The sequence below is a fragment of the Oribacterium sp. Sow4_G1_1 genome, from assembly GCF_052116105.1.
In the GTDB taxonomy this organism is placed as follows: domain Bacteria; phylum Bacillota; class Clostridia; order Lachnospirales; family Lachnospiraceae; genus Oribacterium.
In genome coordinates, this window is the sequence record NZ_JBQKLS010000009.1 from 38,625 (window position 1) to 55,061 (window position 16,437).

The 16,437-nt window shown below is 57.8% G+C and carries 13 protein-coding genes; 1 reads left to right on the forward strand and 12 read right to left on the reverse strand.

The window, feature by feature from the left end:
* Positions 1-29: 29 nt before the first annotated feature.
* The 7 genes from ACTQ52_RS07105 to ACTQ52_RS07135 form a co-directional block, all read right to left on the reverse strand.
* Entirely contained in the window at positions 30-1,145 is a 1,116-nt protein-coding gene (locus ACTQ52_RS07105) for a TIGR02678 family protein (protein ID WP_441982186.1), read from the reverse strand.
* 2 nt (positions 1,146-1,147) lie between these two features.
* Positions 1,148-2,629 (reverse strand): TIGR02677 family protein, encoded by a 1,482-nt coding sequence (locus tag ACTQ52_RS07110; protein ID WP_441982187.1) that lies wholly within the window; start codon positions 2,627-2,629, stop codon positions 1,148-1,150.
* Between the two features lie 58 nt (positions 2,630-2,687).
* Complete coding sequence (locus ACTQ52_RS07115) at positions 2,688-2,999, reverse strand: hypothetical protein (protein ID WP_410043487.1); 312 nt, start codon at positions 2,997-2,999, stop codon at positions 2,688-2,690.
* Entirely contained in the window at positions 2,999-4,297 is a 1,299-nt protein-coding gene (locus ACTQ52_RS07120) for an AAA family ATPase (protein ID WP_441226606.1), read from the reverse strand. Before ACTQ52_RS07120 ends, ACTQ52_RS07115 begins: the two co-directional genes overlap by 1 nt.
* A 243-nt stretch (positions 4,298-4,540) precedes the next feature.
* Positions 4,541-5,947: a cobalt-precorrin 5A hydrolase gene (locus ACTQ52_RS07125; RefSeq protein WP_441982188.1), complete on the reverse strand. Its 1,407-nt coding sequence runs from the start codon at positions 5,945-5,947 to the stop codon at positions 4,541-4,543.
* 107 nt (positions 5,948-6,054) lie between these two features.
* Positions 6,055-6,849, reverse strand: a complete 795-nt coding sequence (cobM, locus tag ACTQ52_RS07130) for a precorrin-4 C(11)-methyltransferase (protein ID WP_441982189.1) — start codon at positions 6,847-6,849, stop codon at positions 6,055-6,057.
* 322 nt (positions 6,850-7,171) lie between these two features.
* Entirely contained in the window at positions 7,172-7,960 is a 789-nt protein-coding gene (locus ACTQ52_RS07135) for a ZIP family metal transporter (protein WP_441982190.1), read from the reverse strand.
* Between the two features lie 873 nt (positions 7,961-8,833).
* Between ACTQ52_RS07135 and ACTQ52_RS07140 the strand changes: the two genes are divergently transcribed.
* Positions 8,834-9,838, forward strand: coding sequence for an SGNH/GDSL hydrolase family protein (locus tag ACTQ52_RS07140; RefSeq protein ID WP_410043482.1), 1,005 nt, complete (start codon positions 8,834-8,836; stop codon positions 9,836-9,838).
* 56 nt (positions 9,839-9,894) lie between these two features.
* Here ACTQ52_RS07140 and ACTQ52_RS07145 read toward each other — a convergent pair whose 3' ends face one another.
* Genes ACTQ52_RS07145 through ACTQ52_RS07165 form a run of 5 tightly spaced genes read right to left on the reverse strand, consistent with a single transcriptional unit; the run spans position 9,895 to position 16,335 of the window.
* Positions 9,895-11,535 (reverse strand): cobalt-precorrin-5B (C(1))-methyltransferase, encoded by a 1,641-nt coding sequence (locus ACTQ52_RS07145; protein WP_441982191.1) that lies wholly within the window; start codon positions 11,533-11,535, stop codon positions 9,895-9,897.
* The gene (locus tag ACTQ52_RS07150) at positions 11,532-12,449 is read right to left on the reverse strand and encodes an ABC transporter ATP-binding protein (protein WP_441226611.1); all 918 of its coding nucleotides are present in this window, start codon (positions 12,447-12,449) and stop codon (positions 11,532-11,534) included. The genes ACTQ52_RS07145 and ACTQ52_RS07150 overlap by 4 nt, the downstream gene beginning before the upstream one ends.
* The gene (locus ACTQ52_RS07155) at positions 12,446-13,441 is read right to left on the reverse strand and encodes a FecCD family ABC transporter permease (RefSeq protein ID WP_410043479.1); all 996 of its coding nucleotides are present in this window, start codon (positions 13,439-13,441) and stop codon (positions 12,446-12,448) included. Before ACTQ52_RS07155 ends, ACTQ52_RS07150 begins: the two co-directional genes overlap by 4 nt.
* Positions 13,442-13,501: 60 nt before the next feature.
* Complete coding sequence (locus tag ACTQ52_RS07160) at positions 13,502-15,724, reverse strand: ABC transporter substrate-binding protein (RefSeq protein WP_441226612.1); 2,223 nt, start codon at positions 15,722-15,724, stop codon at positions 13,502-13,504.
* 2 nt (positions 15,725-15,726) lie between these two features.
* A complete protein-coding gene (locus ACTQ52_RS07165; RefSeq protein WP_410043477.1) occupies positions 15,727-16,335 on the reverse strand; it encodes a thymidine kinase in 609 nt (202 codons plus the stop codon).
* Between the last annotated feature and the right edge of the window lie 102 nt (positions 16,336-16,437).

Consider the following 16,437-nt stretch of genomic DNA (forward strand, 5'->3'; position numbering starts at 1 on the left):
GGCAGGGGCCCCGGAGGACCGGCAACGAATTATGCTTCCACATATCGTCCTGCGAGCTTCGCGCAGGACGGCTCCAGGCGGAGCCGTCCGATCTCTGCGTCTCTCGAAAGGAAGGTCCAGAGCATCATCTGTGCCTTCACTTCCTTCAGGAAGTCCCCCTCCGGAAGGTCGCGGTAGACCTTCGAGAAGCGACTCAGATTTTCGCTTCGCACCTCGCGGAGCAGCGCATCGAACTCCGGCTCCTCCAGCACGATGCAGTCCCGGACATCCGTCTTCCAGACCTCACTCTGCACGCGCTTCTGGATGGCGTCCAGCACCAGTAGCAGGATATCCGACATCGTACTGGAGCCCGGGAACGCTTCCCCCAGCCCGCTGTCATCGCTTAAAAGCAGCATGGCGCCGCCCTTCGAGATCTCGAGACGAAGCGAAAGCAGGACGCTTAGTTCCTCCCGCATACGGGCACCCTGATTTTTCAGATACTCATAGTCGCCCTCCGCGCCCTCGGAGCGGTACAGCCCCGGTGCAAAGAGCAGTCGTCGGTAGACGCGGTGTCGTCGCACAAGGCCCTTATCCTCATCCACCTCGTACCAGCCGGAGTTCAGGAAATCCTCCAGACCACGATAGTGCATGATGTCCTCTGAAAAGCTGCGCATGTAGTAGAGGGAAACGCCGGTATTTTCATAGAGTACATCCTTCTGCGATTCCACGAAGCTGTCCTCCGAACCATCGGTCCGCTTCAGCATCCCCTGGCTCTCCGCATACTGCAGCACGCGCACCAGCCGCCGACGCTCCTGATAGGATGTCCAATCCACGCCACCACCCGGGAGATTCCCAGCGATGAATTCCGTGAGCTGCGAAAGGATAAACTGATCCTCGGCATGCTCCTCGAGAAACATGAGCAGCATCGAAAAGAACGCATACTCCCGCGGACTTCGGAACTCCTGTATGCCCATAAACGGCTTCGGCACCGCCGGGATCCGCTCGACCTTGATGAGCAGCTGATTTTCGATCATCGGGCAGCCCAGTCGCTCCGTCACAAATTTACGGATCTCCTGCGCATGATCGCGGATCTGATAGTACAGCTCCCGATCCTCCGATTTCAGTATCCAGTGCTTCGACAGCAGCGCTTCCAGTTCTGCCTGCATCCTCAGTTCTCCTCTTCAAAAACGATGCGCATTTTCGGCATCTCGAAATCACCGTCCTCGCAGTGAACCACACAGCGTTCACCCCGGCCCGCACTTTCCAGGGTGAACCGCCGTCCATCCTCGGTACGTGCCGCCCGTCCCGGATCCTCCAGCGCATCAGATACCCAGCGAAGCAGTACCTCTCTCAGCTCTCGGGTGAGGCAAGGCAATGCTGAGAAATCGATGCAGCCATCCTGCTCGAGCTCCTGCAGCGCTGCATTTCGTGCTCGCTGCGCCTCCAGAATCTGCTGCCGCATCGCTTTTTTCTCTTCGCTGTGATCCGTGATTGCACTTCGATTGCTCCGCTCTGTGCCCTTCCGGGAGCGGGATTTCAACTGCTTCCGCTCCGGCTCCAGCGCATAGGCGCTCATATTCATGCTCTGGCTGTTCGCCTCCACCTCACTTCGAAGGTGCCGCGGTGTCTCCACACCGAAGATGCATGCACTCAGCTGATGTGCTTCCGCCAGATCCTCGCAGGCGAGAAAGAGCTCCGCCACCTTGCGGTACTCTTCCCGTCGATTCGAGCCCATCGCACTCTTCTCACTCATCTCCATGGCGAAACGTGTGATGCGACGGATGATGTCATTCGTCGCATCGAACAGCTTTCCGGCCTCATTGTCCTCGCCCTCAGAGGTCTGGAACCAGCGGCGGATGCTCTCCAGCTTTCCGCGGTTATTCTCCGCGATGGTCTCCGGTGCCACCTGCTCCATCCGGGGTATCGCGGCTTCGTAAGCATTGACCTTCTCCAGCACCGCCTCACAGAGCGATGGACTGAGGACCTGCAGCAGCTCCTCGATCACGCCGACGTTCCGCTGCAGACTCGTGACGAAGTTCCGAAGATACTCGACGAGCTTATCCTTAAACAGCAGAAACTCCTGTGTATGCATCATCTCTTCCGCACGCACGCTGCTGAGGTCGCGGATGTAATCATGGTAATTCTGATTGAGACGCGTGAAATTCCGCTCGAGATCATCCCAGAAATCATAGGCCTCTGCCGGCTCGGCATCGACCATCTCCGGGAAGCATTCGATGGCCCGCCGGATACGCTCAAGCAGGGTCGGCTCCAGGGACCCACCCTCGATTTCGAGATGCTCGAGCCGAAGGACTAGACGCTCGATTTCTACGCTGTAGGGCGACATCTGGTAGCGGTAGCGCCGGCTCTGGAACTCCTCGAGGGAGCTCACATGACGCGTGTCCTGCAGTGTTTCGAGATTATGCCAGTTTACGAGGCTCGTGAGATCCTGCTGGCACTGCTCCAGCCGATAATCGCGGAATTCCGGGAATGCCCGCAGCGCATCATACACCTCCTCCTGGTACATCCAGTTGTGAAGCTTCTCCGTATTTTCATAGAAGATACGCATGATGCAGCGATACCGATCCGTATTTTCGGTATTCAGATACTGCACCTCCGGCAGCGGCTTCAGAAGTTTTTCTGTGATCTGCACGCGTTTTGTCCTTTCCGATGGGGCACCCCATCCTCGTTTCTTTATTTAATACAAGTCATTATATACGCAAGCCTGACAAATAAATGATCGCCTCATGAACATTCGAAAAGGTTTTGCAGTTCTTACATAGCCATTCATTTCTCTCATCTGTATCTTCCACCCCCGGCAAACCTTCCGGCAGAAGATTCTTCATCGTCTTTGCCGCATTCGTTACCGCCGTCGGATAATGCTCTGCAATTTTCTCCGTTGCTTTTTTATCACCCTTCACATATCCAGGCTCGAGTCGTTTAAGTTCTGAAATCATCTGCTCACTCTCACCTTCACAAAACACCACGATGTACGGTTTTTGTTTTCTGAACTGGCGAGGCATCACTTCACCTCCTCGATGTCAAGGTCCGGAATCGCACCGTACTTTCCCAGCAGGTATCCCTTACGGATATTCTCTGTCGTTCTGGTTCCGAATTCGCTGATGCTGTAAAGCTCTGATGATCCATCCTCATGATTTTTGTCCGCAAAATATATCTGGTCCTTGCGAAGAAGCTCCATATTCAGAAGCTCTGTATTATGCGTTGTGAAAATCAGCTGCGCCCCCTTCGGATTTGTTTCCTTGCTCTGGAATTTTGCGACAATGTAATCAACGAGCAGCGGGTGGAGACCCTTTTCGATTTCATCCGTCAAAAGAACGCCGCCGTTCGCAAGCACAGATTCGATAGCCGGTGCAATCGACATCAACGTTCTGGTGCCATCCGATTCATCCGAAAGATCCAGTGGATAAAGCTGCCCGTTACCATGCTGATCCTTGCCCTGATGCATGGATATAGCCTTTACTTCATTCATCGCGATTTTGGCATCTGCATTATCTGAAGTCTGCGACAGCGCCTGAAGAAAACGTGCAAGCGCCGATCTGACACCTTCCGGCAGATCCTCTGGCATCTCCAGTTCCTGAATCTCTTTACTGTTCATTTCGAACTGCATATCTTCGATGCCAAAATCTGCTGCCTTTGCATAATCACTGATGGCCTTCAACATTCCGGGATTATCCGAATAATCGAGCAGCTGCTTCGGAATATCCGAATAATCCCTCGAGAAGTAAATCCGCTCTCGGAACCATCGCATCGCACTAACGCAGGCTTGATCATTCATCGTGCAGGCAACCGAAAAGAACAGCTGATTCGGTGCAACCATCTTTGCAATCAGTTTACGCTTAGTTTTTTCTTCCGTAAAATCAAATTCCTGCCCTTCTCTCGTAAAAACAAGTGCCTTCTGTCCCTTCGGCGCATAGTACAGGGACTCGGAATAGACCCGCTCACGATCCGCAGAAAACGCATACCAGTATTTGATACCCTCCAGTGTATAGATGAATTCAAATGCACTCGGTGCATTCTGAGAGTAATCATTTAATCGAAATGGATGGACAGGAATCGGTGCATCTGCATGCTGGGTTCTCTGCGCATTTTTAATAAACTGAACCGCCAGCCAGAATGCACGGATGACATTACTTTTTCCACCACCATTTTTTCCATAAATCGCGACACCCGGAAGAAGACTGGTTTTACTGTTATACTTGATCAGGGAATTTTTATACATTCCCAGACCGCTCGCCTCCATGGATAAAACCGCCTCGTCACGGAAAGATCTATAATTTTTAAATCGAAATTCTATCAACATCCCGCTCACCTCCACCACCAGTATAAATCCAGAGTTCGTGATATTCAAACGTTTTTATCACATTTTATGATTTTTATTGCTCATTTTGAACGTATTAATCGGTTTCTTTCTTCTGTCGGAAGATACAGCTGTAGGATTCCTCTTTAGGTTTCCCTCTTAACTTACGTATATTCTTCGTGACCAGCGTCGGCTTGCACGCACCGGAGGAACCTGCGTATTAGCTTGCGTATATCCTTCGTCCCCCTACGCTTCCACCGCGACGGCAGTCGTCACGCTCCCGTGGATCGTCTTATGCACCAGCACCTCAGCGTGGCCGCTCCGTCCCGCGGCATAGGCCGCCGCCCGCTCGCAGACATTGGCCACCCCCGTCACCGACTGGACGAAGCTGCTGCCCGCGAAGGCCCCCTCCACCGTCCGAAGCTCCTCCGCCGTGTAGGTCACGAACGGCACTCCGCTTTCGTAGCTGTACGCGAGGATCCCCGCCTCCTGCTTCTTCAGGTCGATGCTCGCAAGGGCCACCACCGCGCGTGGGTCAATGCCGGCATCCTCGAGGCAGGTGGCGACTGCCGCTGCGACCTCGGCCTGCGTCACGCCCTTCCGCGCACCCAGACCCACATGAACCCGCTTCGCGATGAGGCGGAGGCCTGTAGCCTGGTTCAGCAGCTTCGTCCGATAGCTGATCACGATGTCAGCGCGGTCGATGTCCTGCGCCGGGACAAGCTCCGCCTCGTGGCGAGCCGGGCGATGCACGAGACGCTCCATCGGGATGTCCGAGTAGATCCGCAGCTTCTCGCCGCGAAGAACCTTCGCGCTCACCTCCTTCGCCTTTCGGAGATCCGTAAGGAGGAAGCCGTTTTCCTTTGCGAAGGTATCTACCGCGAAGGCACTCTCCGCGTCCGTCGCCGTCGTGATGATGGGCTCCGCCTCGATCAGCGACGCCGCCGTGCGGGCCAGTGCATTGGCTCCACCCAGGTGACCGCTCAGCAGTGAGATCACGTAGCGCCCCGCCTCGTCGATGACGAGCACCGCCGGATCCACGGCCTTCCCACAGATAAACGGCGCGATCGCACGCACCGCGATGCCCGTCGCCCCCACGAAGATGATGGCGTCGCACGGATGCCTAGTGCCGGCGTCTCTAGTCCTTGCATCCATCTCACAGGCACCAGATTTTTCTGATTCGAAGCCATGCTCAAGTCCACCAGCACCGAGGGCGCAGATCTCCGGCTTTTCTTCGAAATCGGATAACGAAACACGCTTTCCGTCTGTATCGTCTGCCGGCTTCGTGAACCACTCCCCGACGATATCCTGCAGGCTCCGCGGATCGGAAATCGCCGGCAGCGCCTCCGTCTTCGCATGCAGCTCGATACGTGGCGGCTGTGAAACCTCCTTCGACGATCCCCTGTACGACAAATGCAAATCCTCAGAAAGACCTGCGGCCTGTTGCCCTCCGACAGCTGCCCGGGAGACATCCTGATCGACAGCAGGATCTGAACGCCATAAGGCCTGCTGCCCTCCACCACCTGTCCGGGAGGCATCCTGATCGACAGCATTGGCTGAACCTAACGTATCCGACGCCGTGATCCAGCGCGTGCGCAGCTGCTCCGCCAGCCGATATCCCTTTTCTGTAAATGCGATCATCTGAATATTCATCGATATCCTCGCTGCTTTCTTCTATACTGAATTCACAAATTCTATACTACGCACGTCACATCGTTCGCATGCTGTTTCCACTCGCTCATAGCACGCACTATCATAGCTTATTTCGACGATGCCGATGTACTCCCCTGTCGAAACGCAGTCGTGAAGCCCGGGTCGTAGAGCTTCGAGGCTTCGTAGATCGTCGCGTCGCAGATGGCGCGGCCGACGATGATGAGCGCTGGCTTGAGACGCCCGGCCTCGTTGCGCGCCTCCGACGTTTCGAAGGCCTCCGGCAGCTTTGCGAGCGTCGTGCGCACCACGCGCTCGTCCGGCCAGGATGCACGGAATACGACCGCGGTCGGCGTGTTCTCCGGATAGCCACCGGCGAGAAGCTCGGTCTTCACCTTGTCCGCGAGGGTTGCCGACAGAAACAGCACCATCGTCGCCTGATGCGCGGCAAGCTTCGCGAGCTGCTCCCGCTCCGGCACCGGCGTCCGCCCCTCTGCACGGGAGATGATCACCGTCTGCGTCACGCCCGGCAGGGTATATTCCGTCTGAAGCGCGGCGGCTGCACCACAGAACGCACTGACGCCGGGACATACATCGTAGTCGATGCTGTGCGCCTTCAGAAAATCCATCTGCTCCCGGATGGCACCGTAGAGCGAGGGGTCACCCGTGTGGAGGCGGGCAACATTGGCCCCCGACTGCGCGGCCTCGAGATACAGCGCGCAAACCTCGTCGAGATTCATATCCTTCGAATCATAGATGCGCGCATCCGGCCGGCACTCCTCGAGCAGCGCCGGATTTACCAGCGAACCCGCGTAGATCACGATCTCCGCCTCGCGGAGAAGCCGCGCGCCCTTCCGTGTGATGAGCTCCGGATCGCCCGGACCCGCCCCGATAAAATGAACCATACTTGCCTCGTTTCTTTATGTGATAGAAGTCATTATATACGTACGTTTGACAAAAAAATGATCAGCTCCTGGGATTTGAGAAAGTTTTCAGTCCCTGCAGCGCCATTTTTCATCATTCATTTTGACACCTGCCATTTTAGCATAAAATGTATACACTTCGTGAAAATATAAAAAAGTATGGTGACAGTGTTACTGTTCACTCGTGGCTCGGCCTCCGGCTGCCGTCCGCCGAGCCGCGCCTTGACTTACCTACGTTTGAACAGTAACGTGACAGTTCAGGCAAGCAGGCAGGGGCCCCGGCGGGGCGGCAACGGTTTTTCCTTCACCCGAGCGCCACGTCCAGCACCATCATCACGCTGAAGCCGGCGGCGAAAAGCAGGGTCCCGACATTCGAGTGGCGGCCCTGCGACATTTCCGGAATCAGCTCCTCCACGACGACATACAGCATGGCACCGGCGGCGAAGCTGAGGAGATACGGCAGCAGCGGAACGATGAGCTGCGCGGCGAGGATCGTCAGCACCGCACCGATCGGCTCCACGACGCCCGACAGCACACCGCCGAGGAAGGCCTGCCGCTTACTCTCCCCCTCCGCGCGAAGCGGCATCGAGATGATCGCCCCCTCCGGGAAGTTCTGAATCGCGATACCAAGCGAGAGTGCCAGCGCACTGGCCGCCGTGATCTGCATGCTCCCCGACAGGAAGCCCGCGTACATCACACCGACCGCCATGCCCTCCGGGATGTTGTGGAGCGTCACCGCCAGCACCATCATCGTCGGCCGCTTCAGCCACGTCTTCGGTCCCTCCGCCTCACTGCTGCCGACATGCATATGCGGAATCAGGTGATCCAGCACCAGCAGAAACAGCACGCCGATCCAGAAGCCGACGAAGGCCGGCACGAAGGACAGCTTCCCCCAGCCTGCCATCTGCTCGATCGCCGGAATCAGCAGACTCCAGATGGATGCCGCCACCATGACCCCCGCCGCGAAGCCGGCCAGCGCCCGCCGCACCAGATCCCCCAGCGCCCGCTTCATGAAAAACACACACGCCGCCCCGAGACTCGTCCCCAGAAACGGAATCGCGATACCGATCACTGCATTCATTTCGTTCGTCATTTCTACCCTCCCTTTTATCCATCGGATGTGCTGCGTAGCGCCGCCATCGTCGCACACGCGTATATATCGGATAGGCGCGCGGAAACCGATGTTCACGTTCTGCCATCGTCGCGTATATATATATCCTGTCCAGATAGTTAGTTTATATTAACTTTTTGGCAAATGCCACTGTTTTCTACCATTTATCTAATCTGGCCTGATTTTGAAGATATTGGATATGCTTTTTGTCTGGAAGCGTTGGAAGAAACTGGAAATTATCCAATTTTCTAAGATTTCAAAAATACTGGATATCAGACGCTTTATTTCATAAGAGAGCTCTGCTCCCAGGTATCCAGCTTTTAGGAAAAAAGCGATTATTGGATATGCCTTCAACGAAATGCTTCACCGAAGCTCCAAATACATATCCACTTTTTTGAAAAGCAACGGCTATTCGATAGTACGCATATATGCGTATATTTCATTTCACAGAAAACTATCCAATAAGTGTCCTATTTTGAAATCGTAGATATTTTTGCCCCACTCTCAAAAATGATAAAACTTGTTATAAATATCCATTATCTCAAAAACCGACAGCTATTGGATAGTGCCACCGATTTTCATTTATTATGGCCGCGCTGCCCATGAAAAACCCGCTCAACATTACTGTTCAACCGTAGTTAAGTCAAGGAGACGGCAGACGAGTGGAGTGGCTCGGCTGCTGTCCGCCGGGCTACGTCTGAACAGTAGTCGCTGAACATTACGAATCTATGAAGAATTCTGCCTTCACTGGCTTTTCCCCATCGAACTCGCTACAATGAAATCAGTAAATCAATCGAATCCTGCATGCCTTCGAACGCACCTTACTTTTTGAAACCTCAACGAAAGGAGCTTCCCATGACCCACCCGAAAAAATCTCTGAAACGAACCCTTTTCTTCACCTATCTGCTGCTCGCTTCTTTCGCATGTAAGCTCAGCGCCTTCGCCGGTGTCGCCGGGCGTGGCATCGATCCGTCCGTTCTCGAGGCCAATGCCTCCGGCCCAGGCGCACATACCGATGGCGCTTCTGCCTTGCCCGCCACCACCCAGAGTGCCACGTTGACTGCCGGTCAGGTGATAAATCAGACAGGCAGCAGTCCGGCCATGGTAGAAGCGACGGGCGCAACCGCAAATGCATCATCTGATTCCGGCGCGCCGACCGGCATCCCAGAGACGCAGCCGGTGCAGTCACTGCTTCCGCCGACCGAAGAAGAAATCGCGAACTACTTCCAGGGCGCCTACGTCACCGGTGATTCCGTCGCCTACGGCTTCCAGCTCTACGCGAACCGCCAGAAGGGAAGCAGCGCGATCCTTCAGAACCTCGGCTTCCTCACCCGTGGCAGCTTCTCTGCACACAACGCCTTCATGGCCATCTCGAAGAAGTCCGTGCATCCGACCTACCAGGGCGCGCAGCACTTCATCTGGGATTCGCTTCAGATGGTCGGTGCGAAGCATGTCTTCATGTTCTTCGGCCTCAATGACCTGAATATCGGCGGCGTTGACAGCACGGTCGACTACTACGTCCGCCTCATCAACCAGATTCGGGCCGTGAATCCGGACATCGCCTTCACCATCATCAGCACGACCCCGATGTACCAGGGCTCAGAAAAGGGCAAGCTCACCAACGCAAATATCGATGCGCTGAACGCACGCATGCAGGCCCTCTGCACAGAAAACGGCTGGGGCTACCTCGACATCGCCTCTCACCTGAAGGCTGCCAACGGCACCCTCGCCGCGCAGTACTGCTCCGACCACTACGTCCACGAAACCAATGCCGCCTACGCCATCTGGCTCCAGTGCTTCCACGACTACGCACAGGAAAAACTGCTCGCTGAAAAGCTCGACACACAGACGAAGGCCTGAAAAACGAAAGATGCCAACACAGAATGGAAATCCGTGTTGGCATCTTTTTCATTTTATCAACTTTTGATGCAGCAAAATCCTTCCAGCAGCCGCGCCGCGCCCGCGGTTTCCCCGACACGCCCGAAGCGCTCCGAATACACGATCACGCCGAAGTTCATCTGTCCGCGGATCCGATGCGCCATGTGCGCTTCGATCTCCCCCATGATGGAGGCCATCACCGGCACCCGCAGCCCCATCTCTTCGAGCCGCGTCAGCATCTCCTCGGTCGTCGTCGCCTTCCGCATCGCCGCCACCTGCGCCCGCGTACCGCCGCACAGCGCGAGATGCGCCGCGAAAATCTCCCAGCGCCCGTCCGCCACGCGACTGTGTGTGTTCATGATGCCCGCCGCGAGCTTCACCAGCTTTCCGACGTTTCCGACCAGCAGAAAATCCGTCGCCCCATAGGACACCGCGAGGTCGATTGCCTCGCCGATGTAATTCGAGACCTCGACGACCGGCACCCCGCGGAGCCCCAGCTGCTGCTCGACGTAGCGCTGTCCGTAGTTCCCCGGCACAGCCAGGATCCGCCGCGCGCTTCGGCCAATGTCTCCATCATCCTTCCGCCCGCTTCCTGTCAACTCCTTCTGTTCGCCATGCGCTGCGGGCGACTGCAGCTGTCCCACAGCTTCATCTGCTGCCGTCCGTTCTTCGGAAGTTTCCGTTTTCTGGTCTGCGGACACCTCTTCCTTCCTCAGCGTCTCCGTCTTCGAAACAGCGGCATCCTCCATCGCGAGCACCTGCCGGATCGAGGTTTCGATCGTCGCGACGATCGCGGCCTCCGACATCGGCTCTACGATGCCGGTCGTCCCGAGGATCGAGATGCCGCCCTCGATCCCGAGCATCGGATTAAAGGTCCGCTGTGCGAGCTCTGCGCCCGCCGGCACCGAAATCGTGATCAGATAGCAGGGCTTCTCCGATCGTTCTGATTTTTCATTTCCTTCATTCAGGCACTTCGATCTGATGTATTCAGCGTCCGGTTTTCCATCCACATGTTTCAGCTTGTTTTCCATCTCGAGGGATGGTGTACATCCCTCGGTCCGACGCTTCTCGTCATCCTCGAACGCGTCCAGCACCTGCTGCACCGCGTCAAAGATCATCTGGCGCGGCACGCGATTGATCGCGCTCTGCCCGACCGCCTGCTCGAGCCCCGGCTTCGTCACCCGGCCGACCCCCACGCCACCGGTGAGATACAGCCGCCCGTCCGCAGACGCAAACGCGCCTTCTGGCACGACCACCACATCACAGACCTGAATATACGCCCGGATCTCCGTGCCGTTCGTGACATCCGGATCATCGCCGGCGTCCTTTCTGGTCGCGAAGCCGCCATCCGCCGTCGGATACACCGCAAGCGTCACCCGCTGATCAAACGATCTCGAGTCACTTTCCGCGGATCCCACCCGCTGCAGCGGTGACCGTCCATCGCTGTTCTGCTGCGTTCCACGATTCGCTCGATTATCTGCAATCTCCGCATGAAGCTTCGCTGCAGCGACGTCCACCTGCACGCGCTTCCTGCTCTCCGGCAGTCGCACGGTCACCTCCGACCGGACCTGTCCGGTGAGGAGCCGCAGCATCGCAGCCTGCGCGCACGCCGCTGCGCAGGTGCCGGTCGTCAGCCCGCAGCGAAGCTTCTTCTGATTTTTGAAAACAAATTCGTTCATGTACGCTCCTCCGCGCGTCCGTACAGCAGCCGGAATTCCTCCGCACTGATGTCATAGAGCGGCGCGATGATCTCCTCGCGGAAGATCTCCTCCGGTGTGCCGCTGTGCCCGGCATGGCCGTCCTTCACGGTCAGCAGCTGATCCGCGAGCAGCCGTGCGAGCTCGATCTCGTGAAGCGACGCCACGATCGTCATCCCGGCCTGTGCCTTCGCCCGCAGCACCCGAAGAAGCTGCAGCTTATAGTGGATGTCGAGGTAGCCGGTCGGCTCATCGAGGATGAGAAGCTTCGGGTCCTGTGCCAGTGCCCGCGCGAGCAGCACCCGCTGCTTCTGTCCGTCACTCAGCTCCCGGAAATCCCGCTCCCGAAGCGCCATGACATCCATGGCCTCCATCGCGTCCTTCACCTGCACTTCGTCCTCTGCATCGAGCCGCCCCAGTCGCCCGGTATATGGATAGCGACCGAGCGATACCACATCCCGCACGGTCATGAGCTCCGGCTTCGCCCGATCCGTCAGCATGACCGCGAGCTCCCGCGCGAGCGCCTCCCCGGAGTAGCGCTGCAGATCCCGGCCATCCAGTGTCACGGTCCCCTGCATCGGCAGAAGCGCCCGGGACAGCGTCCTCAGCACGGTCGACTTCCCCGCGCCATTCGGCCCGATCAGCACGAGGATCCCGCCCCGCGGCACTTCGAAGCTGAGCCCGTCCAGCACGACCTTCCCATGATAGCCCGCTATCACATCGCGCACAGCCATGTGATGCGCTCCAGCCATCTCTGCCCCCGTGCTTTCCGTCGCCAAACTGCGCAACACATCGCCCGTACCATCTTCCATCACAGAAGCGTCCTTCCCAGCCGCATCGATGGTCCGCATTTCCTGCACTCGCTGTTCCTTTTTTCGATTCTGTTCGCGCATCATCTCCCCCTCTCCTGCAGCAGCATCCAGATGACGACCGGCGCGCCGATCAGCGAGGTGACGGTCGAGATATTGAGCTCGGTCGGGCTGAGCCATGTGCGCGCCAGGAGGTCGCAGGCCGCCGTGAACGCCGCGCCGCCGAGGAATGCTGCCGGTATCAGCACGCGTGGCTCCGAGGTACGGAGCAGGCGTCGCATGATGTACGGGGCCGCCACGCCAACGAAGCTGATCGGGCCGGCGAAGGCGGTGACGGTCGCCGACAGGATACTCGAGAGCAGGATGAGGATCGTGCGGAAGCGCCGGACATCGACCCCGAGGGAGCGCGCGTAGCCCTCCCCGAGCCGGAACGCGCCGATCTGCTTCGACATCGCAAAAATCAGCGCCATCGTCACGCCCACGACCGCGAGCGACACGCGCACATCCTGCCAGTCCGCGCCCGAAAACGAGCCGAGCGACCAGCCGTGCAGGTTCACGATGTCCGCGTCCTCCGCGAAGGTGATGAGGAAATCGGTGATCGCACTCGCGACGTAGCCGATCATGATGCCGCCGATCAGAATCGACGCCATGTGCTGTACGCGCTTCGAGATCAGGAGGATGAAGCCGGTCGACAGGAGGGCGCCAATGAAGGCGGCCACGACATTGATGGCTGCGCTGGTGGTGCGGAGCCTGGTCAGGGTGAGCAGCATCGACAGCGTGACGGTCAGCTTCGCACCACTCGAGATGCCGAGAATGTAGGGCCCGGCGATCGGATTTTCGAAGAAGGTCTGGAGCAGGAAGCCGCTCAGCGCGAGCGCACCGCCGAGGATCATCGCGAGGCAGACGCGCGGCAGGCGGATGCGCCAGAGGATGGTCTGCGACACGAGATCCGCGCGCAGTGCGACCGTACCGACGGAGACATTGGCATAAAAAATAAGAAGAAGCACGAAAAAGAGGCATGCGAATACGATCACATACCGCCGCGTGCGTCTTCGGTTTTCCCGCTGAAATTCACTCATCCGCGCGTCCCTTTCTGTATACAGCATCGTTTGATGGCTTTCAGTATACTCGATTTTCGTTTACGCAACCTTTTTCAGGAAATGCATGTCATCCTGGTCCTGCAACATCCGGCTGACATCTTCAGCGAAGTCCGCCATACGGTCGCTCAGCTGGTAGAAGTCCTTGTCGGTCGTGTAGACATGGCCCTCCTTTACGGCCTTAAAGTCCACGAAGAGCGCATTCTTTCCGAGAAGCTCCCGGATGGAGCTGAGCGGGCGGTCGAGGGTTGCGGAGTAGATGAGGTAGTCGGCATCCTTACAGCTACTGTAGAAATCCTCAAGGGAAACCGTAACGTTGCTCTTCCGACTGCCACTGAGGCTCGACATGTCCGGCGCAAGGTAACGCGCACCGGCAAGCTCGAGCAGCTCCGGGATGTAGTCATGCGGCTGCCGCACCTGGATCTGCCCGGAGGAGTTCACATAGAAGTAGACGACCGTCGGACGCTGATCCGCTGTCGTATCTGTACCGGCACGCCCACTGCTGGTTTCGGTAGACGACGCCTCGTTTTTCGAGTTCCTGGAAGTTTTTGTTTCTGATTTTTCTGCAGACTTCCCACTCTGAGAAGCTTCACCAGACGACGTCTCCGCATCCTTCTGTATCGCACGGATGCGGTCGCGCTCCGTCTGATACCACTGCTGCGCCTCCTCTTCGTGGCCGAACAGCGCGCCGTACACACGGATCCACTCGAGGCGGCCGAGCACGTGCGGCTCGTAGCTGGAGTAGTCGATGTAGACCGGGATGCCGAGGGCACTCAGCTTTTCGATGACCTCCGGTGAGCGGTAGATCATCGTGGATTCCAGCGCGAGGTCACAGCCCTCCCGGAGCAGCGTTTCATAGTCCGGCTCCGAGTACCTGCCGGCGAAGAGCATCGAGCCTGCCTTCATCGCAGTGCGTGCCTCGTCCACGTACCAACCCTCCTCCCGGAGACCGGAAAAGCGGATCTGGCTGACCGCGCCGAGATCACAGAGCGGGGCCATCACGGCACTCGCCGCGACATACGTCGTCGTGAGCGGCTGCTGCAGCACTGTCAGCTCCAGCGCATCGCCCTTCTTTTCCTTATTCGCGCTGTTCTCCTCCGACGCCCGCGCCGTGAAGTGACCGTTTTTTTGATCGACGCCCTGTTTTGAGCCGGACTTCGCCGCTCTGGTTTTCTCGCCGATGTCTGCTGGCGCGCTTGACTTCGCCGCCTTCTTTTCACTTGAATTCTTCACGGAATCCGCTTGCGCTGAGGCCTTCGGCTCAGCTATTCCCGATGACTTGTCGGCTGCCTGCGGATCTTCCGGCGCGATCAGGTAGCGGTGCAGGCCCCCGGCGGTTTCCAGCAGCTGGTACTTCGCGCCGGATGCATCCTCATAGACGCTCAGACGGAAGTACTCTGCCACATCGTTCTTCTCAGACGAAACGAACCTGAGTCCGTCGATCTCCGGTGCCGCTGACCAGTGGACACTGCTCTCCCCCACCGTACCGGAGGCGCCAGCGGTTTTCGTGCTCGTCTCTGCCAAGGCGGTCGTGCTGTTTCCACTTCCTCCGGCGCTGCCGGAAGTTTCCGCATCTGTCACCTGCGTGGTGGCCGACTGCATTGTCCGATTCACCTCGTCGCTCGGCAGGGGATGCGCCTCGGCCATCGACGCGTCCGCCATCGGAAGCAGCGCGCTGCCGTCGAAGCTCAGCTGGTACTCGATTTCGTACGGCTTCGACATCGCGGTCGTATCGGCGAGCACCGGGATGGCCGTGTTGAGCGCTGACACCGGGATCGTCATCGCGGAGTGTCCGGCAGCGTCGGTGAAGGCGTCGTAGCGGACGCCGTCGAGCTTCATGTAATCATAGCTTGCGCTCGACCAGTGGATGTCTGCCGTCGCCTGCCCTTCCTTTACATAGAAGCCCGTCGGCGAGCTGATCGACGCGCGGCCGGAGCCCCCCGTCATCGACACCCGGATCCAGTAGCTGCCATCCGGGATCTCGGAAAGCTCGGAGAACGACAGCAGGCCGGCCGCGGTCACGCTGGTGCCGGAAAGCTGCGCACCGGACGACGACTTGTCAGTATCAGCAGCAGATGACGATTCCCCCGATACTTCTGCTTTTCCCACGACCTGCGCTGATTTCGTCACAGCCACATCCGCGGCCCCTGGACGGGCACCGCATCCGGAAAGCAATAGCAAGAACACAACCATGACTACAGCGAGCATGCGCCGCGCTGTCCTCCGATCTCTGCTGCTGTTATTCACCTTCTGCTGATTTTGCATGGTCATACCCCCGCGATGTCCTGCGTCAGGTCCTCATGTGGGCGATCGCCGTGCAGCCGGCCTTCGAAGTAGTGCTTTCGGCACAGTGCCACGTAGGATTCATTGCCACCCAGCATAACCTGTGCACCAGTGCGCACGATCTTTCCGTCGCTGAAACGCGTGTTGAAGTGTGCCTTCTTGCCGCACCAGCAGAGCGTCGGGATCTCCTCGAGCCGGTCCGCCAGCTCACAGAGGCGCTGCGAGCCCGGGAACAGCCGGCTCTGGAAATCCGTCATCAGGCCATAGCAGATGACCGTAATCTCCCGCTCGTCGACGATATGCGCGAAGGCCTCGACCTCCTCCGGACGCAGGAACTGCGCCTCGTCGATGATGATGACGGTTTCCTTCACGAAATCGATCGTCTCGAGCCGCTCGAGAAAACTCGACACCAGCTCGCACTCCGCGTGCAGCCCGATGCGTGACTTGATCTCACTCTTCCCATCACGCGTGTCCGTCGCCGGCTTCAGAAGATACGGCACATAGCCCTTCTCCAGATAGTTGTAGCGCACCATCAGTGCATTCGCCGTCTTACTGCTGCCCATCGCACCGTAGCGGAAAATCAGTTTTGCCATAACACTCTCCCTTACAAATATACTGCGTCTACTATAGCGGTCCCAGCCTCCAAATACAAGAAGCGCTCCCCACAAAAAGAACGGCCTCCATCACCGAAGACC

Bases quoted from the DNA above. Each gene is read 5' to 3' on its own strand.
- ACTQ52_RS07105 (WP_441982186.1), bottom strand. From the start codon at position 1,145: ATGCAGGCAGAACTGGAAGCGCTGCTGTCGAAGCACTGGATACTGAAA.
- ACTQ52_RS07115 (WP_410043487.1), bottom strand. From the start codon at position 2,999: ATGCCTCGCCAGTTCAGAAAACAAAAACCGTACATCGTGGTGTTTTGT.
- ACTQ52_RS07120 (WP_441226606.1), bottom strand. From the start codon at position 4,297: ATGTTGATAGAATTTCGATTTAAAAATTATAGATCTTTCCGTGACGAG.
- ACTQ52_RS07125 (WP_441982188.1), bottom strand. From the start codon at position 5,947: ATGAATATTCAGATGATCGCATTTACAGAAAAGGGATATCGGCTGGCG.
- cobM (WP_441982189.1), bottom strand. From the start codon at position 6,849: ATGGTTCATTTTATCGGGGCGGGTCCGGGCGATCCGGAGCTCATCACA.
- ACTQ52_RS07135 (WP_441982190.1), bottom strand. From the start codon at position 7,960: ATGACGAACGAAATGAATGCAGTGATCGGTATCGCGATTCCGTTTCTG.
- ACTQ52_RS07140 (WP_410043482.1), top strand. From the start codon at position 8,834: ATGACCCACCCGAAAAAATCTCTGAAACGAACCCTTTTCTTCACCTAT.
- ACTQ52_RS07145 (WP_441982191.1), bottom strand. From the start codon at position 11,535: ATGAACGAATTTGTTTTCAAAAATCAGAAGAAGCTTCGCTGCGGGCTG.
- ACTQ52_RS07150 (WP_441226611.1), bottom strand. From the start codon at position 12,449: ATGATGCGCGAACAGAATCGAAAAAAGGAACAGCGAGTGCAGGAAATG.
- ACTQ52_RS07155 (WP_410043479.1), bottom strand. From the start codon at position 13,441: ATGAGTGAATTTCAGCGGGAAAACCGAAGACGCACGCGGCGGTATGTG.
- ACTQ52_RS07160 (WP_441226612.1), bottom strand. From the start codon at position 15,724: ATGCAAAATCAGCAGAAGGTGAATAACAGCAGCAGAGATCGGAGGACA.
- ACTQ52_RS07165 (WP_410043477.1), bottom strand. From the start codon at position 16,335: ATGGCAAAACTGATTTTCCGCTACGGTGCGATGGGCAGCAGTAAGACG.